The sequence below is a fragment of the Polaromonas sp. Polasp52 genome (assembly GCF_059491565.1).
Genome location: NZ_CP168513.1, coordinates 3,636,520 through 3,655,631 on the forward strand (window position 1 = coordinate 3,636,520; position 19,112 = coordinate 3,655,631).

General features: G+C 66.8%; 20 protein-coding genes. 16 read left to right on the forward strand and 4 right to left on the reverse strand.

The window, feature by feature from the left end:
• Positions 1–6 precede the first annotated feature (6 nt).
• From ACEN9P_RS17035 to ACEN9P_RS17060, 6 genes are all read left to right on the forward strand, one after another.
• Positions 7–939, forward strand: coding sequence for a LysR family transcriptional regulator (locus ACEN9P_RS17035; protein ID WP_477664802.1), 933 nt, complete (start codon positions 7–9; stop codon positions 937–939).
• 83 nt (positions 940–1,022) lie between these two features.
• Positions 1,023–2,582, forward strand: a complete 1,560-nt coding sequence (locus tag ACEN9P_RS17040) for an ABC transporter ATP-binding protein (RefSeq protein ID WP_495619905.1) — start codon at positions 1,023–1,025, stop codon at positions 2,580–2,582.
• Complete coding sequence (locus tag ACEN9P_RS17045) at positions 2,569–3,681, forward strand: ABC transporter permease (RefSeq protein WP_477664804.1); 1,113 nt, start codon at positions 2,569–2,571, stop codon at positions 3,679–3,681. The genes ACEN9P_RS17040 and ACEN9P_RS17045 overlap by 14 nt, the downstream gene beginning before the upstream one ends.
• Positions 3,681–4,601, forward strand: coding sequence for an ABC transporter permease (locus ACEN9P_RS17050; RefSeq protein WP_477664805.1), 921 nt, complete (start codon positions 3,681–3,683; stop codon positions 4,599–4,601). Before ACEN9P_RS17045 ends, ACEN9P_RS17050 begins: the two co-directional genes overlap by 1 nt.
• Positions 4,602–4,692: 91 nt before the next feature.
• Entirely contained in the window at positions 4,693–5,850 is a 1,158-nt protein-coding gene (locus tag ACEN9P_RS17055; protein WP_477664806.1) for a BMP family ABC transporter substrate-binding protein, read from the forward strand.
• Between the two features lie 88 nt (positions 5,851–5,938).
• Entirely contained in the window at positions 5,939–6,982 is a 1,044-nt protein-coding gene (locus ACEN9P_RS17060) for an adenosine deaminase (RefSeq protein ID WP_495619906.1), read from the forward strand.
• Here the strand turns inward: ACEN9P_RS17060 and ACEN9P_RS17065 are convergent.
• Entirely contained in the window at positions 6,940–8,256 is a 1,317-nt protein-coding gene (locus tag ACEN9P_RS17065) for an MFS transporter (protein WP_477664808.1), read from the reverse strand. The two genes, ACEN9P_RS17060 and ACEN9P_RS17065, sit on opposite strands and share 43 nt — an antisense overlap.
• Positions 8,257–8,372: 116 nt before the next feature.
• Between ACEN9P_RS17065 and ACEN9P_RS17070 the strand changes: the two genes are divergently transcribed.
• Positions 8,373–9,347 carry a LysR substrate-binding domain-containing protein gene (locus tag ACEN9P_RS17070; protein WP_477700944.1) on the forward strand — a complete coding sequence of 325 codons (975 nt, stop codon included), beginning with the start codon at positions 8,373–8,375 and terminating at the stop codon, positions 9,345–9,347.
• 103 nt (positions 9,348–9,450) lie between these two features.
• Positions 9,451–10,740, forward strand: a complete 1,290-nt coding sequence (locus ACEN9P_RS17075; RefSeq protein ID WP_495619907.1) for a YbfB/YjiJ family MFS transporter — start codon at positions 9,451–9,453, stop codon at positions 10,738–10,740.
• Between the two features lie 11 nt (positions 10,741–10,751).
• On the opposite strand, the gene ACEN9P_RS17080 is transcribed toward ACEN9P_RS17075, so the two are convergent.
• Positions 10,752–11,156 (reverse strand): tautomerase family protein, encoded by a 405-nt coding sequence (locus ACEN9P_RS17080; protein WP_495619908.1) that lies wholly within the window; start codon positions 11,154–11,156, stop codon positions 10,752–10,754.
• 130 nt (positions 11,157–11,286) lie between these two features.
• On the opposite strand from ACEN9P_RS17080, the gene ACEN9P_RS17085 reads away from it, so the two are divergent.
• The 6 genes from ACEN9P_RS17085 (at position 11,287) to ACEN9P_RS17110 (ending at position 16,120) form a co-directional block, all read left to right on the forward strand.
• Positions 11,287–12,171, forward strand: a complete 885-nt coding sequence (locus tag ACEN9P_RS17085) for a LysR substrate-binding domain-containing protein (protein ID WP_495619909.1) — start codon at positions 11,287–11,289, stop codon at positions 12,169–12,171.
• Positions 12,172–12,440: 269 nt separating this feature from the next.
• Positions 12,441–13,076 carry a 7-carboxy-7-deazaguanine synthase gene (gene queE, locus ACEN9P_RS17090; protein ID WP_495619910.1) on the forward strand — a complete coding sequence of 212 codons (636 nt, stop codon included), beginning with the start codon at positions 12,441–12,443 and terminating at the stop codon, positions 13,074–13,076.
• Positions 13,077–13,099: 23 nt separating this feature from the next.
• Entirely contained in the window at positions 13,100–13,462 is a 363-nt protein-coding gene (locus ACEN9P_RS17095; protein WP_477713129.1) for a 6-pyruvoyl trahydropterin synthase family protein, read from the forward strand.
• Between the two features lie 57 nt (positions 13,463–13,519).
• A complete protein-coding gene (gene guaD, locus ACEN9P_RS17100; RefSeq protein ID WP_495619911.1) occupies positions 13,520–14,803 on the forward strand; it encodes a guanine deaminase in 1,284 nt (427 codons plus the stop codon).
• Between the two features lie 71 nt (positions 14,804–14,874).
• Complete coding sequence (gene dcd, locus ACEN9P_RS17105; RefSeq protein ID WP_007866203.1) at positions 14,875–15,447, forward strand: dCTP deaminase; 573 nt, start codon at positions 14,875–14,877, stop codon at positions 15,445–15,447.
• Positions 15,448–15,640: 193 nt separating this feature from the next.
• Positions 15,641–16,120: a hypothetical protein gene (locus ACEN9P_RS17110; protein ID WP_495619912.1), complete on the forward strand. Its 480-nt coding sequence runs from the start codon at positions 15,641–15,643 to the stop codon at positions 16,118–16,120.
• 101 nt (positions 16,121–16,221) lie between these two features.
• On the opposite strand, the gene ACEN9P_RS17115 is transcribed toward ACEN9P_RS17110, so the two are convergent.
• A complete protein-coding gene (locus ACEN9P_RS17115; RefSeq protein ID WP_495619913.1) occupies positions 16,222–16,644 on the reverse strand; it encodes a universal stress protein in 423 nt (140 codons plus the stop codon).
• Positions 16,645–16,998: 354 nt separating this feature from the next.
• Between ACEN9P_RS17115 and ACEN9P_RS17120 the strand changes: the two genes are divergently transcribed.
• Together ACEN9P_RS17120 and ACEN9P_RS17125 are read left to right on the forward strand one after the other, a co-directional pair.
• Complete coding sequence (locus tag ACEN9P_RS17120) at positions 16,999–17,445, forward strand: hypothetical protein (protein WP_477663931.1); 447 nt, start codon at positions 16,999–17,001, stop codon at positions 17,443–17,445.
• A 4-nt stretch (positions 17,446–17,449) separates the two neighbouring features.
• Complete coding sequence (locus ACEN9P_RS17125) at positions 17,450–17,983, forward strand: YajG family lipoprotein (protein ID WP_477663932.1); 534 nt, start codon at positions 17,450–17,452, stop codon at positions 17,981–17,983.
• Positions 17,984–18,039: 56 nt separating this feature from the next.
• Here the strand turns inward: ACEN9P_RS17125 and ACEN9P_RS17130 are convergent, their stop codons facing one another.
• Positions 18,040–18,957 carry a delta(1)-pyrroline-2-carboxylate reductase family protein gene (locus ACEN9P_RS17130; RefSeq protein ID WP_495619914.1) on the reverse strand — a complete coding sequence of 306 codons (918 nt, stop codon included), beginning with the start codon at positions 18,955–18,957 and terminating at the stop codon, positions 18,040–18,042.
• Positions 18,958–19,112: the final 155 nt, after the last annotated feature.

Here is a 19,112-nt window from a genome sequence, read left to right on the forward strand (position 1 = left end):
AAAGGTATGAAAGACCAGGCGCTTTTCGACAAGATAGACCTCCATCTCATCAGGGTCTTGAACACCGTGCTTACTGAACGCAGCGTATCACGCGCCGCCATCCGATTGGGTATGTACCAGCCCGCTGTCAGCGCGGCGCTCAAGCGCCTGCGGGTGTTGGCCGGCGACCCCATCCTGGTGCGCTCGGGCGCGGGCATGGTGCCCACCGATGCCGGCCTGCGCATGATCGAGCCCTCGGCCAGCATTTTGCGCGCGGCCGGCATGCTGTTCAGCGACGCCCGCGGCTTCGACCCGGCCACGGCCGACACCACCTTCCGCCTGGCGGCCAGCGACTACCTGGACCCGCTTTTTTTGCCGCAGCTGGTCGCGCAGATCAAGGCGCAGGCGCCGCGCTGCCGCATCGAGATCCAGCCGCTGTCGGCCGACTCCGACTACCGCGCGCAGCTGGCCCAGGGCCAGGCCGACATCGTGATCGGCAACTGGGCCGCGCCGCCCGACGACCTGCACATGGCGCGCCTGTTCGGCGACGAGGTGGTGTGCCTGGTGGCCAAGGACCACCCCGCGGTGCGCCGCGGCTGGGACACCGCGAGCTGGCTGGAAGCCGAACACATCGCGCCTTCGGCGCTGCACCCGGGCGCCAAGGGCGTGATCGACGAGCACCTGGACACGCTGGGCCTGGCGCGCAACATCACGGTGCGCTGCCCGCACTTCGGCCTGATGCCGTCCATGGTGGCATCAAGCTTGCTGGTGATGACCACGGGCCGCCAGTATTGCGAACGTTTTGCCGGCATCCTGCCGGTCGCCATACTGCCCAGCCCGGTGGAGTTTCCCCGCATGATGTATTACCAGCTCTGGCATGAACGCACGCATGCCTCGAATGCCGCGAAATGGCTGCGCGAGAGGGTCAAGTCCGTGGCCTCCATGCTGCGAAAAGAATGACTTTGCGTGACGGCCGGGCATGTGCCGCCGGCCTGGCTCCCTAGAATACCGACCACCCCAAAAAAACGGACACCACGAGACAAATGAGCACAGCGCAGCCCCCCACCGACAGCCCCTCCGGGCCGCAAGCGCGGCTGCGGCTGGAGGGCATCAGCAAAAGTTATCCCGGCGTGCTGGCCAACAGCGGCATCTCGCTGACCGTGCGGCCCGGCGAGATCCACGCCGTGCTGGGCGAAAACGGGGCCGGCAAATCCACGCTGATGAAAATCATCTACGGCGCCGTCAGGCCCGACGCCGGCACCGTGGCCATGGACGGCCAGCTGGTGACGGTGCGCAACCCGCACGAGGCGCGGGCCCTGGGCATCAGCATGGTGTTCCAGCATTTCAGCCTGTTCGACACGCTCACCGTGGCCGAAAACGTCTGGCTGGGGCTGGACAAACACCTGAGCCTGGCCGAGGTCTCGGCCCGCATCGTGCAGACCACCCAGGCCTACGGCCTGCAGCTGGACCCGACACGGCCGGTGCATACGCTCAGCGTGGGCGAGCGCCAGCGCGTGGAAATCGTGCGCGCGCTGCTCACGAATCCCCGGCTGCTGATCCTCGACGAGCCGACCTCGGTGCTGACGCCGCAGGCCGTCGAAAACCTGTTTGTCACCCTGCGCCAGCTGGCCGCGCAGGGCTGCAGCATTTTGTACATCAGCCACAAGCTGCATGAAATCCGGGCGCTGTGCACCGCCTGCACGGTGCTGCGCGGCGGCAAGGTCTCGGGCGAATGCGACCCACGCCAGGAATCGAATGCCTCGCTGAGCCGCCTCATGATTGGCGCCGAGCCGCCCGCGCTGGAGCACCGCGAGCTGCACGCCGGCGCCGTGGTGCTGGACGTCAAGCGGCTGGACTTGCCCAAGGAAGAACAGTTCGGCGTGGACCTGCACCAGGTGGCGCTGCAGGTGCGCGCCGGCGAGGTGGTCGGCATTGCCGGCGTCTCGGGCAACGGCCAGAAGGAGCTGCTGTACGCGCTCTCGGGCGAAGACACCCGCGCCGCCGGCGGTGCGATTGTGGTCAAGGGCCAGGCGGTGGGCAAGCTGGGACCGCACCGGCGCCGCGCGCTGGGCCTGCATTTTGTGCCCGAGGAACGCCTGGGCCGCGGCGCCGTGCCTTCGCTTTCGCTGGCGCGCAACCTGCTGCTCACGCGCAAGGAGTCCGTCGCCGGCAACGGCTGGCTGAACCGCGGCGCGCTGCAGGCGCAGGCCGAGCGCATCATCGCCGCCTACAAGGTCAAGTCGGGCGGGCCGCAGGCCGTGGCCAAGTCGCTGTCGGGCGGCAACCTGCAGAAATTCATCATGGGCCGCGAGATCGATGCCCAGCCCACGCTGCTCATCGTCTCGCAGCCGACCTGGGGCGTGGACGTGGGCGCGGCCACGCAGATACGCGGCGAGCTGCTCAAGCTGCGCGATGCCGGCTGCGCGGTGCTGGTCGTCAGCGAAGAGCTTGAAGAGCTGTTCGACATCTGCGACCGGCTTTATGTGATGGCCAAGGGCCAGCTTTCGCCTTCGCTGCCGCGCGCCGACGCCACGGTGGAACGCGTGGGGCAGTGGATGAGCGGGCTGTGGTCGCAGACGGAGGTGGCCCATGGCGCAGCTTGAAGTCCGCCCCCAGCCGTCCGCCTTCTGGAGCTACGCCTCGCCGCTGCTGGCCCTGCTGATCACCGTGCTGATAGGCGTGGCGCTGTTCGCGGCCCTGGGCAAGGACCCGGTCAAGGGCCTGCAGGTGTTTTTCTGGGAACCGATCAAGTCGCCGTATGCCATCGGCGAGCTGCTGGTCAAGGCCACGCCGCTGCTCATCATCGCGCTGGGGCTGGCCGTGTGCTTCCGCTCCAATGTCTGGAACATAGGCGCCGAAGGCCAGTTCGTCATGGGCGCCATCGCAGCCGGCGGTATCGCGCTGCTCGCGGAGAAAACCACAGGCCCCTGGATTGTTCCGGCCATCCTGCTGGCCGGCATCGCGGGCGGCATGGCCTGGGCCGGCCTCACGGCCCTGCTGCGCGACCGCTTCAACGCCAACGAGATCCTGGTGAGCCTGATGCTGGTCTATGTGGCCGACATGGTGCTCAACTTCCTGGTCTTCGGCCCCTGGAAGGACCCCAACGGCTACAACTTCCCGCAGACCAAGACCTTTGAGGCCGTGACGCAGATCCCGCGGCTCATGCAGGGCTCGCGCGTGAACATCGGCATCCTGCTCGCGCTGCTGGGTGTGGCCGGGCTGTGGCTGTTTTTGTTCCGCACCTATGCGGGCTTCCGGCATGAGGTCAGCGGCCTGGCGCCCGCGGCCGCGCGCTACGCCGGTTTTTCGTCGCGCCGCGCGCTGTGGCTGGCCTTGCTGACTTCGGGCGCCGCCGCCGGTTTGGCCGGCGCGCTGGAGGTGGCCGGCCCCATAGGCCAGCTCACGCCCTATGTGCCGGCGGGCTACGGTTTTGCCGCCATCATCGTCGCCTTTGTGGGGCGGCTGCACCCGGTGGGCGTGGTGTTCTCGGCCATCCTGATGAGCATGTTTTATATAGGCGGCGAGCTCGCGCAGTCGCGCCTGGGCCTGCCCAAGTCCATCACCGGCGTGTTCCAGGGCCTGCTGTTGTTCAGCCTGCTGGCCTGCGACACCCTGATCGCCTACCGCCTGAGGCTGGCCAAGCCCATCACCATGCCGGTGGCCACGCCGCCGTCTTCCGAAGTCCTGAAAGGAGCCGAGTGATGGATTCCACCGCGCTGCTGATCGCCGCGACGCTGAGCGCCGGCACCGTGCTGGCCATCGCGGCCCTGGGCCTGCTCATCAATGAAAAAGCCGGCATCGTCAACCTGGGTGCCGAGGGCATGATGCTGTGCGCCGCGATCGCCGGTTTTGCCACGGTGGTGCACACCGGCAACAGCTGGCTGGGCTTTGCGGCCGGCATGGCGGCGGGCGCCTTCCTGGCGGCTGTTTTCGGCGTGCTGGTGATCTGGCTCAACACCAACCAGTACGCGACCGGCCTGGCGCTGAGCCTGTTCGGCGCGGGTTTTTCGGCCTTTGCCGGCATCAAGTACGTGCAGGAAAAACTGCCCGAGCAGCCGCATTACCCGATTCCCTTCCTGGCCGACGTCCCGCTGCTGGGCCCGGCGCTGTTCCGCCAGCATCCCATGGTCTATATCGCGATGGCGCTGACGGCCGGGCTGGTCTGGTTTTTGTACCGCACGCGCGCCGGCCTGGTGCTGCGCTCGGTCGGCGAAAGCCCCGAATCGGCGCATGCGCTGGGTTACCCGGTGCGGCGCATACGGCTGGCGGCCGTGGTGGCCGGCGGCGCGCTCTGCGGCCTGGCCGGCGCCTATGTGTCGGTGGCCTACACGCCGCTGTGGGTCGAGGGCATGATCGCCGGCAAGGGCTGGATCGCACTGGCGCTCACCACCTTCGCCACCTGGCGCCCGGCACGGGTGTTGCTTGGGGCTTACCTGTTCGGCGGGGTGACCATGCTGCAATTCCACCTGCAAAGCCTGGGCGTGAATGTGCCCACGCAGTTTTTGAGCATGCTGCCCTACCTGGCCACCATCGTGGTGCTGGTGCTGATCTCGCGCAACCCGCTGTGGATTCGCGTCAACATGCCCAGCTCCATCGGCAAGCCGTTTTACCCCGGGGCCTGAGGACCTGTCCCGGGTTTCCGCCGCATAATTGCATTTTTTCCGTGCACCCTGTTTTACTTTCTTCACCTTCCTTCCACGAAAGCGAGATGACATGACTGACCTGCAAAAACGTTCCCTGCTCAAGCTGGCGGCCCTGTCCGCGGTGGCTGCGGCGGCCCTGGTGGGTTGCGGCAAAAAGGAAGAGGCGGCACCGGCAGCCCCGGCGGCCGCACCTGCTGCTGCGGCGCCCGCCGCCAAGGCCGAGCCCCTGAAGGTGGCGTTTGCCTATGTCGGCCCGGTGGGCGACGGCGGCTGGACCTATGCCCACGACAACGGCCGCAAGGCGGTGCAGCAGGCCTACGGCGACAAGGTCGTCACCAGCTTTGTCGAAAAAGTGCCCGAGTCGGCCGACGCCGAACGTGTGATCCGCGACATGGCGGCCCAGGGCAACAAGCTGATTTTCGGCACAACCTTCGGCTATATGGAGCCCATGCTCAAGGTTGCCGGCGACACCAAGGACGTCAAGTTCGAGCACGCCACCGGCTACAAGCAGGCCGACAACATGCGCACCTATGACAGCCGCACCTACGAAGGCGCTTACATGGCCGGCGTGATCGCCGGCAAGATGAGCAAGTCCGGCACGCTGGGCGTGGTCGGCTCGGTGCCGATTCCCGAAGTGGTGCGCAACATCAACAGCTTCACGCTGGGCGCGCAGTCGGTCAACCCCAAGGTCAAGACCAAGGTGGTGTGGGTCAACGAGTGGTTCAACCCGCCCAAGGAGACCGAAGCCGCCACCGCGCTGATCAACGGCGGCGCCGACGTGCTGTTCCAGAACACCGACTCCTCCGCCGTGCTGCAGACCGCCGAAAAAATGGGCAAACGCGCTTTCGGCTGGGATTCCGACATGACCGCCTACGGCCCCAAGGCCCACCTGGCCTCGGCCGTGATCAACTGGGGCCCTTACTACGTGAAGGCCGTCGGTGAGGCGCTTGAAGGCAAATGGAAGGGCAACACCGCCTCCTGGTGGGGCGTCAAGGAAGGCGCGATCGACATCGTCTCGATTGCCGCCGACGTGCCCGACGACACCAAAAAGCGCATCGACGAAGTCAAGGCCGGCCTGAAGGACGGCAGCTTCTCGATCTGGAAGGGCCCCATCACCGACAACACCGGCAAGGAACTGCTGGCCAAAGACGTGGTGGCCGACGACAAATTCCTGGGCGGCCTGAAGACTTACGTCAAGGGCGTCGAGGGCAAGGTGCCCGGCAACTGATGCGTCTTTCACCCCCTCTCCTCCGGGAGAGGGGATGGATCCGGATTCGGCTGCCTTCAGGCAGCCTTTTGTTTTTCAGGGAGCCGATATGTCTTTTTCCGTCAAACCCGTGGCCGCGGACCGCCTGCCCGAGCTGCTCAGGCGCATGCCCAAGGCCGAGCTGCACATGCACATCGAGGGCTCGCTGGAGCCCGAGCTGATCTTCGCGCTGGCCAGCCGCAACAATGTCTCGATTCCCTACGCCAGCGTCGAAGAGCTGCGCAGTGCCTACGCCTTCACCAACCTGCAGAGCTTTCTCGACATCTATTACGCCGGCGCCAGCGTTCTGATCACCGAGCAGGATTTCTACGACATGGCCCAGGCCTACCTGCGCAAGGCTGCGGTCGACAATGTGCTGCACACCGAGATGTTCTTCGACCCGCAGACGCACACCGCGCGCGGCGTCAGCATGGCCACCGTCGTCAATGGACTGCACCGCGCCTGCTTGGATGCACAGGCTGAATTCGGCGTCAGCGCCTCGCTGATCCTGTGCTTTTTGCGCCACCTGAGCGAGGAAGACGCGTTTGAAACGCTGGAGCAGGCCTTGCCGTTCCGGGACAAATTTATCGGCATAGGCCTGGATTCAGGCGAGGTCGGCAACCCGCCCGAGAAATTCGCACGCGTCTTCGCGCGCTGCCGCGAGCTGGGCTTTCACCTGGTCGCCCATGCGGGCGAGGAGGGCCCGCCCGAATATGTCTGGACGGCACTCGATGTGCTCAAGGTCGAACGCGTGGACCACGGCGTGCGTTCCAGCCGTGATGCCTCGCTGATGCGGCGGTTGGCGCAAGACCGTGTTCCGCTCACGGTGTGCCCGCTGTCCAACCTCAAGCTCTGCGTGTTCCCCGACCTGGCCAGCCACAACCTGCGCGAACTGCTGGACGCCGGCCTGGCGGCCACCGTCAACTCGGACGACCCGGCCTACTTCGGCGGCTATATGAACGAGAACTTCACGCAGACCTTCGCGGCCACCGGCATGGATGCGCGCCATGCCTACACGCTGGCGCGCAACAGCTTCGAGGCGAGTTTTATCGATGCCTCGGCCAAGGCGCGTTATGTGGACCGCCTCAACGAAAGCTTCGAGCGCTTCAACTGAATGCCGGCTGCCCGCGGTGCGGCCGTTGCCAGCAGCGGCAGCGCCAGCCATGCGCACAGGCCGGCCACGCCCCAGACCACGGCCCAGCCCTGCCAGGCCAGCAGGTAGGGAATGCTCAGCGGCGTGACAAAGCAGACCGCGAACACGCTGGTGTTGGCCATGCCCAGCGCCGTGCCTGCACGCCGCGCGCCGGCCAGTGTGGCAAGTTCGGTATAGGCCACGCCGTGCCAGGCCGATACACAAATCCCGCAGGCCGCCAGCAGCGCCGCCAGCGCGATGCCCACGGCGGCCGGCACCGCGGGCTGCAGCCCGGCCCAGGCCGCCAGGGCGGACAGCGCGCAGAACAGGGCAATGCTCAGCAAGGTGCAGGCGCGTAAATAGGCGCGGCGGTTCTGGTGCCTGTCGGTCCAGTGGCCGCTCCAGACGCGCATGCCCATCGCGCCCACCTGCACGCTGACCATGGCGGTGGTGATGGCGGCCACGCCCCAGTGCGCGAAGTCGTGCAGGAAGACCGTGCCGAAGGACAGCACCGCGAATTGCGGTGCGCACAGAATGCCTATGCCCGCCACGATGCGCCAGACGCGCGCGTCGCGCAGCGGGCCGGCGGTGGCGTCTGCGGCAGGCGCCGATGCAGCGGCCGGCGGGGCGACGGCGGCCGTGGAAGGCGGCGGCTCGTGCAGCCACAGCCATGCCAGGGCGGCCGTGGCCGCGCAGAGCAGCGCGAGCAAAGCGTAGATCACCGCGAAGCCCGCGTGCAGCGCCAGTCCCGGCAGCAGCAGCGCGCCCAGGCCGCCGCCCAGCGGCACGGCGGTCTGGCGGATGCTCATGGCCAGGCCGCGCTCGCCGCTGCGGAACCAGGACATGATGGCGCGTCCGCTCGCGCCGTTGACGCTGCCGCCCAGCAGGCCCACCAGCAACAGGCCGGCGGCCAGCAAGGGCAGGCCCGGTATGTGGCCGGGCGTGGGCGCCGCGAACAGCGCCATCGCGGCCAGCGCCGCGGCCGTCGCGCCCAGGCCCAGCAGCAGCACCGGCCGGTCGCCCCAGCGGTCGGCCAGGAGGCCCCAGGGCAGCTCGCTGACCGCGATGCCCAGGCCCATGAGGCCCAGCACCAGGCCCAGCGAGCTGTTGTCGAGCTGGTAGCCCGAACGCATGAAGACCGCCGTCATGGGCAGGCCGCTGAACGCCACGGAAAAACTGGCGTTGGCGGCCACGCCGACGCCCAGCACTTTCCAGCGATGCTGCGGGCCGGGAGCGGGATGGATCAGGGATGGCATAAAGGGCTTTCCAGGGCGGGGGGAAATGAGAGAAGACGGCGCCAGTGTAGAAAGCTAGAATCGTTCTGAAAATCAGAAAATATTGAACAAACAATCCCAATAAACAGGATGATTTCATGGCCCAGCCCCTGTTCGAACCCGACGTGCTGCGCACCTTCGCCACCGGCATCGCGCTGGGCAGCTATGCCAAGGCCGCCGACCGGCTGGGGCGCTCCACTTCCGCCGTGAGCGCGCAGCTCAAGAAGCTGGAGGCGCAGGCCGATACGCCGCTGTTTCGCAAGGCCGGCCGCGGCCTGGCGCTGACCGATGCGGGCGAAACCCTGCTGGCCTACGCGCACCGCCTGCTGGACCTCAATGAAGAAGCCGCCGCCGCTCTGCGCGGCGCCGACCTGCAGGGCTGGGTGCGCCTGGGCCTGCAGGAGGATTTCGGCGAAACCTTGCTGCCCGGCGTGCTGGGCCGTTTTGCGCGCGCCCATCCCAAGGTGCGCATCGAGGCCTGCGTGGCGCGCAGCGCCGAGCTGCGCGAGCGGCTGGCCCTGCGCCAGCTGGACCTGGCCCTGGTCTGGGACGCCGGCGAGCGATCGCCGCTGCCGCACGGCGAGCAACTGCTGGATTTGCCACTGCAGTGGCTGGGCGCCGCGGCGCAGGGTGAGGACCTTCCGGCCTGGGCCCGCGCGCTGCAGGCCGGCGGGCGGGACGGCGCCTGGCGCGGCGAGGCCTTGCCGCTGGTGCTGCTCGACGCGCCCTGCCCGCTGCGCGACATCGCCACGGGCGCGCTCGAGCAGGCCGGCATCCCGTGGCGGCATGCCTTCACCAGCGCCAGCCTGGCGGCGCTCTGGGCCGCGGCTGCCGCCGGCCTGGGGCTCACGCTGCGCACCGCGATCGGCGTGCCCGGCAGTTTGCGGGCGCTGGCGCCGGCGGCGCACGGCCTGCCCAGGCTGCCGCGCATCGCGCTGTCGCTGTACCGCGCGGCGGCCGAGCCTGAAGCGCCGGTGGCGCAGCTCGCCATGCTGCTGCGGCAGGCGGTGCAGCAGCAGCCCGCGGCCTTGCCCGCCGTGCACGCAAGGCGCGCGGCTGGTGTTCGCCGCTGAAGATGGCCGCGCGGTCATGCGCGGGGGTATTCGACCGGCGCCCGCCTTGGGGCGGGGCGCAAACGTATGATTCCCGACTGAACCATCCAGCAAGGACCCGGGCATGCCCCCAACGCCGCAGCAGCAACAAGACTCACCCCCCGCGCCGCACGGCGCCTGGCCCATCGCACTGGCCGGGCTGGTGGCACTGGCCGTGGCCATGGGCATAGGGCGTTTTGCCTTCACGCCGCTCTTGCCCATGATGCTCAGCGACGGCGTGGTTGACCTGCCCACGGCCAGCTGGCTGGCCAGCGCCAACTACTTCGGCTACATGCTGGGCGCGATTCTCTGTACCTTGCAGCCCTGGCTGTGGGCGCGCTTCAAGGGGCTGCCTTCGCTGGCTTACTCCTCGCTGGTGCGTGCCGGGCTGCTCGCCACCGGTGTGCTGACCCTGGCCATGGGCTGGCACTTCCCGGCCGCGTGGCCGCTGCTGCGTTTTGCGGCCGGTGTGACCAGCGCGGTGGTGTTTGTGTTCACTTCGGGCTGGTGCCTCTCTCAACTGGCCAGGCGCGGCGTGCCCGCGATGGGCGGCATTATTTATGTGGGGCCGGGCGCCGGCATTGTGCTCAGCGGCCTGTTCGCCACCGGCATGGTGGCCTGGCACTGGACCGCCGCCACGGGCTGGATGCTGTTCGGCGCACTGTCCTTTGTGCTGGCGGCCCTGGTCTGGCATGTGCTGCGCGGCGGCGACGAGCGCCTTATCCCGCTGGCGCCGCGCGCCGCCGCCTTGCCCGGTGCGGCCCCACACCACGGCCAGGCCGAAATGACTTTGCTGACGCTGGCCTACGGCCTGGCGGGTTTTGGCTACATCATCACCGCCACTTTTTTGCCGGTGATCGCGCGCGCGGCGCTGCCGGGCTCGGCCTGGCTGGACATGTTCTGGCCCATCTTCGGCCTGGGCGTGATGCTGGGCGCGCTGCTGGCCACGCGCCTGCCGCCGGGCAAGGACTTCCGCCTGCTGCTGGCGGGCTGTTATTTCCTGCAGGCCCTGGGCATCGCGGCCAGCCTCTGGAGCCCCAGCCTCGCGGGCTTTGCCATTGGCAGCCTGATGCTGGGCATCCCGTTTACCGCCATCACCTTTTTTGCGATGCAGGAAGTGCGCCGCCTGAAACCCGCGACGGCCGCGAGTTTTATGGGCCTCTTGACCGCCACCTATGGCGTGGGCCAGATCCTGGGCCCGCCGCTGGTGGCGGTGCTGCTGCGCCACACGCCCAATGCGGGCGCGGGCTTTACGCTGTCGCTGGAGATCGCCGCCGCCACCTTGCTGGTGGGCGCCGGCCTCTACCTGTGGATGGCCAGGGCCTACCCGGTGCTGCCGGCGCTGCCGTCCGGCCAGACCGTTGCGGGCAAGTAGGGCGCCTGGCTTCAGCCCGGGCCGGGCTGCTGCACCAGCGCCATGGCGAACTTGCCGCCGCCCACCGACCAGTCCGAGTAGTCGTTCTCGTGCATGAAGATAAACACATCGTCGGGCGCCACGCCGGCGTTGGCTTTTAAGTTGCGCGCAATGGCCGCGTAAAGCGCGCGTTTCATCGCATCGCTGCGGCCGCGCCGCAGCGTGATCTCCACGACCACCGGCCTATCCGAGCGTGCCATGCCGTTGAAGCTCGGGTCGAAGAAAAACTGCCCCGCGCCATAGTCGTTCACCATGTTGAAGAGCTCGTCCTCGGGCATGCCTATGCTGTCGACCAGGGCCTGGTGTATGCCCATGACGATACCTTGCCGGTGTTCGGGGCTGGTGCTCTGGTGGACGTTGGTGCGGATAAAGGGCATGTGATTTTTCCTCAATTGAAGTTGTTGCGGGCGAGCTGCCTGTTTTGCCAGGGTGCTGCGAATTCTGCCGAGCAAGGCTCACCCGGAAAAACGATTTCTTGGCGCATCCTATGTGCAATAAACTCACATCATGAAGCGCCGCCTTCCACCCCTGAATGCCTTGCGCGCCTTTGAGGCTGCCGCCCGGCTGGGCCGCATGACGGCCGCCGCCGAGGAGCTGTCGGTCACGCCGGGCGCCATCAGCCGGCAGGTGCGGCAGCTGGAGCAGTCGCTGGGCGTGGTGCTGTTCGAGGGCGCCAAAAACAAGCCGCAGCTGACGGCCGCCGGTGCCTCGCTGTGGCCGGCGCTGTCCGCCGCGCTGGACCAGATGGAGGCGGCGGTGCGCGAGGTGCGCAACGGCGAAGCCGGGACGCTGGACGTGTGCTGTTTCAGCACCTTCACCGTCAAATGGCTGATTCCGCGCCTGTACGGCTTCAACGCCCTGCAGCCCGACACCGAGGTCCGCCTCAGCGCGGCCGAGCATGCGCCGGACCTGGACCGCGACCGTTACGACCTCGTCATCACGGTCGCCGAGCGTGACAGCCAGCCCTCGGCCACCTTGCTGCCGCTGTTTGTGGAGCGCCTGGGGCCGGTCATGGCGCCCGCGCTGGCGGCCCGGGCGGCCCTGCGCCAGCCCCAGGACCTGGCCGGCCTGCCGCTGCTGCATACGACGACGCGGCCCGACGCCTGGCGCATGTGGTGCGCCTCGCGAGGCCTTGACCTGGCGGTGCAGGCCGGCCCGGCCTTTGAGCACTATTACTTCACGCTGGAGGCCGCGGTGGGCGGGCTGGGCGTCTGCATCGCGCCCTGGCACCTGGTGATGGACGACCTGCGCGCCGGCCGCCTGGTGGCGCCGCTGGGCTTTGAGGAAAGCGCCTACCAGTACGTGGCCAGGCGCCGCGCTGGGCCGCATGCGCGGCTGGACAGCTTTTGCGGCTGGCTGCAGCAGCAGGCGCGCGAAATGCCCGTGCCCTGAGGCTTTGAGGCCGTAATCCGCCCGCAAATCCCCTGAAATCCCGCCGTCCGGCCTGAACCGGTAAAATCAGGGCTTCAGCGTGCTGTCCCGGCGCGCCAGCATCTGTTTATCTCCGGGGCCATGTAGAGGACCACCATGTATAAAAACCTCGCGACCCCCGGTCTTTCGGCTTGTGTGGGCGCATGTTTTATTTCCCCTGTTCAACTTCCTGTTTCGCTGCGGCTGATGCCCGCGGCGGGCTGCGGCCGTGGCCGCGCGAAAGCCGCGCCATGAGCTACCAGGTCAAGGAAATTTTCTACACGCTGCAGGGCGAGGGCGCCAATGCCGGCCGGCCCGCGGTGTTCTGCCGCTTTGCCGGCTGCAACCTCTGGTCCGGCCGCGAGCAGGACCGCGCCACGGCCGTTTGCCAGTTTTGCGACACCGATTTTGTGGGCACCAACGGCACCCTGGGCGGCAAGTTCGCCGATGCCGACGCACTCGCGAAGCAGATCGAAGCGCAGTGGCCGGCCGGTGACAGCGCCCACCGCTTTGTGGTCATGACGGGCGGCGAGCCGCTGCTGCAGGTCGATGCCGAATTGATTGCGGCGCTGCATGCGCGCGGTTTCCAGATCGCGGTCGAGACCAACGGCAGCATCGCGGCGCCCGAGGGCATAGACTGGATTTGCGTGAGCCCCAAGGCCGGCGCCCCCTGGGTGCAGCGCGCGGGCCAGGAGCTCAAGCTGGTCTGGCCCCAGCCAAGCTTTGACCTGGCCGAGCTCGAAGCCGCCGACTTCACGCACCGCTACCTGCAGCCCATGGACAACCCGCAGCGGCAGCAAAACACCGAAACCTGCATACAGCTGTGCATGGAGCGCCCGGCCTGGCGGCTCAGCCTGCAGACCCACAAGATCACGGGCATCCGATGAAACAAGCCTCCCCACGTCCCCCCATGCGCTGCGAGATCAGCCAGACTTTTTACTTTGACGCGGCCCACACGCTCAAGCGCGCCATCGAGGCCGAAGGCAGCAAGCGCGTGCACGGCCATACCTACAACGCCGAGGTGTTTGTGGCCGGCGAACCCGATGCGGCCACCGGCATGGTCATGGACCTGGGCCTGGTGCGGCGCGAAATCGCCGTGCTGCGCGAGGAGCTGGACCACCACCTGCTCGACGACGTGAAAGAGCTGGGCCCGCCCACACTCGAAAACCTCTGCCAGTTCATCTTCCGCAAGCTGGATGCCCGCCTGCCGGGGCTGACCTCCGTGCGCGTCTGGCGCGCCTCGCTGGGCGACGGCTGCCGCGTGAGCCGCTGATACCCTTTATCGGGATTTGCATATCGTGGCGCGCACCTGCTGGGGTAACCTAGCCTCATGAAAGCCTACCGCGCCGCCCTCTTGTATTTCACCGGCCCCGCCCAGCCCGCCTACGAGGCCGACGGCCTGCTGGTGGTCGGCCCCGACGCGCAAGGCCGCCAGCGGGTGCAGGCCGTGGGCAGCTACCAGGCGCTGGCGCCGCGTTTTGCCGAGCTGCCCACCGAACACCTGCCGGGCCGCCTCATCGCGCCGGGTTTTGTGGACATGCACATCCATTACCCGCAGCTCGACGTGATCGGCTCGCCGGCCGAAGGCCTGCTGCCCTGGCTGGAAAACTACACCTTCCCCGAAGAAAGCCGCTTTGCCGCTCCGGCGCACAGCGCGCAGGCCGCCGGCTTTTTTATGGACGAGCTGCTGCGCAACGGCGTGACCACCGCGCTGGCTTTTGCCACCTCGCATCCCGCGTCCGTCAACGCGCTGTTCGGCGAAGCGCAAAAGCGCAGCCTGCGCCTGATGACCGGTAAATGCCTGATGGACCAGAACTCGCCCGAGGGCGTGCGCGACGAGACCGCGCAAAGCCTCATCGATACCGAAACCCTGATCCAGCGCTGGCACGGCGTGGACCGGCTCGGTTATGCCATCACGCCGCGTTTTGTGCCCAGCTGCAGCGAAGCCCAACTGCGCGGCGCCGGCGAGCTGGCCGCGAAATACCCCGACGTCTGGATACAGTCCCACGTCGCCGAGAACAAGGACGAGATCGCCTGGGTGCGGCAGCTCTACCCGAAGGCGCGCAGCTATTTGAGCGTCTATGAGCAGTTCGGCCTGCTGCGCCCGCGCGCCGTCTATGCCCACTGCATACACATAGACGACGAGGACCGCGCGCTGATGCGCGCCACCGGCACGGCCGCGGCCGTCAGCCCGACCAGCAACCTCTTCCTGGGCAGCGGCTTTTTTGACTACGAAGGCGCCGAGCGCATAGGCTTTCCCTACGGCCTGGCCAGCGACGTGGGCGGCGGCACCTCCTTCAGCCCCTTCCACACCATGCTGGCCGCCTATTACGTGGGCCGCGAAGGGCAGACCAAGCCGGGCCTGTCGCTCTCGCCGCAGCAGCTGTGGTGGCAGCACACGGCGGGCGCGGCGCGCGCGCTGGGCCTGGAAGGCGTGGTCGGCAACCTGCAGCCCGGCTGCGAGGCCGATTTTGTGGTCCTCAACCCGCAGGCCACGCCGCTGCTGGCGCGCAAGACCGCGCTGGCCGCCAACCTGGGCGAGCTGCTGTTCGCGCTGATCGTGCTGGGCGACGACCGGGTGATTGAGCGGACCGTGATTTCGCAGGCCTTATAGGCCGTGCCCTCTCCCGGGGAGGGGCGCGTCAACCTTGCCTACAATCGGGGCACAGTGAGGAGTTTCCCCGAATGAGCATCAAGAGCGACAAATGGATACGCCGCATGTCCGAGCAGCACGGCATGATCGAGCCTTTCGAACCCGGCCAGATCCGGCAACGTGACGGCCACAAGATCATCAGCTACGGCACCAGCAGCTACGGCTACGACATCCGCTGCGCGCCCGAGTTCAAGGTCTTCACCAACATCCACAGCACGGTGGTCGATCCCAAGAACTTCGACGAAAAGAGTTTTGTCGACTTCCACGGCGACAGCTGCATCATCCCGCCCAACAGCTTCGCGCTGGCGCGCACCGTCGAATACTTCCGCATCCCGCGCAACGTGCTGACCATCTGCCTGGGCAAAAGCACTTATGCGCGCTGCGGCATCATCGTCAACGTCACGCCCTTTGAGCCCGAATGGGAAGGCTATGTGACGCTGGAGTTCTCCAACACCACGCCGCTGCCCGCCAAGATCTACGCGGGCGAAGGCTGCGCCCAGGTGCTGTTCTTCGAGAGCGACAAGGACGACGTCTGCGAGGTCTCGTACAAGGACCGCGGCGGCAAGTACCAGGGGCAGGTTGGGGTGACGCTGCCGAAGGCTTGATGCCCTTCCTGGTGATGCGCCTGCCCGCATTCGCAGATTGATGCGGATCCGGAGGATTGACCTTGTACGGGCGATTCTTGCTCCGCAACCAGAATCAAAAACGGTGCACCCTTTGTCCGCGGAAAGACAAAGTTGACCGGAACAGGCATCTACCCCACCTACGATTTGCGAACCAAAAAAAGGGAGGTTCCAAATGTCTGTTCGCTTGTATTCCAGTTCCATTGTTTTCGCTTGCGTGGCCTTGACCGGTTGCGCATCCATTACCAACGACACCACCACGCCGGTCCGGGTTGAAACTTTTAATGCCGCAGGCGCGGAGATCAAGGGCGTTGAGTGCACTCTCGAAAACGACTATGGCCAGCAAACCATCAGGACGCCGGTTACGGCCAATGTGCGCCGCTCCTCCAAAGACCTGCAAGTCACCTGCGTCAAGACGGGTGAGGCCGATGGCCGCGGCATCGCGATCTCGCGCGCCAATGCAGGCATGGCCGGCAACATCCTGTTTGGGGGCGGTATAGGCGCCATCATCGACCACAACAAAGGCACGGCCTATACATATCCGCAATGGGTTCAAGTTGTCATGGGGAAGCTGCTGACCTTTGACCGCAGGTCCGACGTCGAGGGGCGACCGAATAAGGGTGCCGAAGTGCCGATGTCTGCCGCCGCCAAGTAAATTGGTGTGTCGGGCCAGCGTTGTGCGCGCGGCTAGGTTTCAGCTCGCTAGGCAGCTGGTTTTGAACAGCATCGGCCTGGCGGGCTTCTTCATGCCTTTGGCTATTTGACCAGCAGCACCGGGATATCACTTTCCGTGACCACGCGCTGGGCCACGCTGCCGATCAGCGCGCGGCTCAGCAAACCCTGGCCGTGCGTGCCCATGACGATGAGGTGGGCCTTCTCGCGTTTGGCGGCGCGCAGGATTTCGGTGGTGGGCGTGCCGACCACGGCAACGGTCCTGAAGGACAGCTTGTGGCGCTTGAGGAAGCGTTCTATGGGCGCCAGCACCTTTTGCGACTCCTCAGCGTGATAGGCCTTGACGTTGGCCGATCCCAGCATGCTTTTGACGCGGCCCGGCACGGGCGCCTGCACATTGAGCACCACCACCTCGCCCTCGGCGCCGGCCAGGTCTTCATGGTTGACCAGGAAGGCCAGGGCTTTTTTGGTGTACTTGCTGCCGTCGGCAGCGAACAGGATCTTCATGGTGTTACCTCCGGTGTGGACGGGCCAGCGTAACACCCGCACCGGCATTCGGGTGTAGGTGGGCACCTGCTTGCATCTCGCTGCCCCGGCAAACCCCCTGATGCCCTTGCGCTGCGGCGCCCACCGCTTCCGTTCCTTTATCTTGATCGGCCCAAAGACGCAAGGGTCATAAAAACACACACATGGCCTCTTTAGTGTAGAAACATCGTGTTACATTCACGGCCACGAGGGATACCCAATAAGCACGAAAAAAGGGAGGCAAAAAATGTCTGTTCATTCATCAGGGACGCTTGCCAGGGCGCGGCCTTTCCAGCGACCCGCGCCCTCAGGTCGCGATTTTCCGGTAGCCCGGGCGTGATGCGCCTGACAGCCGGCTGGGTGCTGGGGCTCAGCTTTGTACTGGGCGGTTGCGCCTCGATTACCAGTGGTACCAGCCAACGCATTGCGGTGACGGCGGTGTGTGAGGGCGACATCGTGCCCGCCGCGTCCTGCACGCTGAGCAACGACAAGGGAAGCTGGCAGCTCACCACACCCGATTCCGCGCTGATCCGGAAATCCTATGGCGAGCTTGCCGTCGCCTGCAGCAAGGCCCAGTCGAAAGGCGTTGCGAAGTTCGTTTCCAAGAACAACAACGGTGCCTGGGGCAATATCCTCGCGGGCGGCCTGATCGGTTACGCGGTCGATTCAGGCAACGGAGCAGGTTTCAATTACCCCGAAGAAGTGGCGGTCGTGCTTGGCAGCCCCTGTCCGCCGCCGTCAGTTTCAACAGCACCAGTTTCAACAACGCCAACGAAGGAGTGAGGATATGAGGTTTCTGAAATTATTGGGCGCGGCCATCGGCGCCGCCGTGGTTCTGCAGCTCACCGGCTGCGCCAGTTCAGCCACGCCGCAGGCCATGACGGTAAAGCCGGGCAGCGTCGCGACGGTCAACCCCAAGCTCAAGGGCTCGGTCAAGCTGGGCGAAGTGACGGGCGGCAAGGCCACCAACCCGATGTGGACCTCGCAGGTGGACGGCGCCAGTTTCAAGAAGGCCTTGGAGGACAGCCTGGCCATCAGCGGTTACCTCGCCACCGATCCGGCGCAGGCCAAGTACGCCGTATCGGCAAACCTGGCGGAACTGGACCAGCCCCTCATGGGATTCACCCTGGATGTGAAGTCCAATATCACCTACAAGGTGGCGGGCCAGGGTGTGGCGCGCGACTATCCCGTCAAGGCCACCGGCAGCGCCACTGTGTCGGACGCCTTTGTGGCCGTGGAGCGGCTGCGCCTGTCCAACGAACGCTCCATTCTTGAGAACATCAAGGAGTTCCTCAACCAGCTGGCGAAATTCAGCGATTGAGAATGAAAGGCCTGTTGGGCGCCGCGAGCTTGTAGTGCCGGCGACCCGGGGGCCGTTCAGGCCAGCGCCGTGCGCGCCGCAGCCAAATCCCAGCCCGCCCAGCCGCAGCTTTTGAAGAGCACCGGCCCGGCGGGTTTTTTCATGTCCTGGCGTACCACCTCGCCCAGGCTGGCGAAGCGGGCCACGTCCAGGCCCGCCTGCAGCAGGTCGCCGGCTTCGTGCACGGCATCAGGGGTGTCGACCAGCACGCTGCCCTGGGCCGCGACGTACTGGCACAGCGCGGCGCTGAGCTCCACCATGGACGGCGTGTAGGCGCCCACGGCGCTGATAAAACCGTCGTCGCGCGGCAGGGCGCTGAGCACCACGCCGCCGGCCGGCGTGCAGGTGGCGGCCAGCGGGCAGTCGGCCAGGGCGGCATCGGCGTCGGGCACCACGCGGCCGTTCAGGCCCAGCGACTGCGCATGCTGCGCCAGGGCCTGGGCGCTGGCGTGGCTGCGCGAAGTGATGCGGAAGTCGCGCACGCCCAGGCCCTGGGCAAAGGCTTCAAGGTGCGCCACACCCTGCACGCCGGCGCCGACGATCAGCATGGGCCCGCGGGTGTTGGGCGCCAGCCGCTGCGCGGCCAGCAGCGAGACGGCGGCGGTGCGCCTGGCGGTGACGGTGGGGCCGTCCAGCATCAGCCGGCGCCGGCCGGTGGCCACGTCGAACACCACCACGTCGCCCTGGATGGCGGGCAGGCCGCTGCCGGCGTTGGCGGGGGTCAGGGTGATGAGCTTGGCGATCGCGGTGCGGGCGTCCAGCGCCGGCATCACAAAGAGGCTACCGCCGCCTGGCAGGGCCTGCACCACCCGCTGCGGGACCTGGACCGACTCGTCCTTGAGCAGGCGTATGAGTTCGGTGACCAGCAGCGGGTAGGGTAGCCGCGCGGCGGTCTGTCCGGCGTCCAGCGAGGTGGGATACGGGTGGAGCGTCATGCCTGCGATGGTAAGCGGGATGGCCCGAGAAGTGGTGGATGGGCCGCCGCGCCGGTGAGTTTCACGAGAGGTTTTTATCCTACAGCGGGACGGGCAAGGCGCCGAATGGACTATTGCAGGCCCGCCCTAGCATGGTGTAACCAACGGGGAGGTTG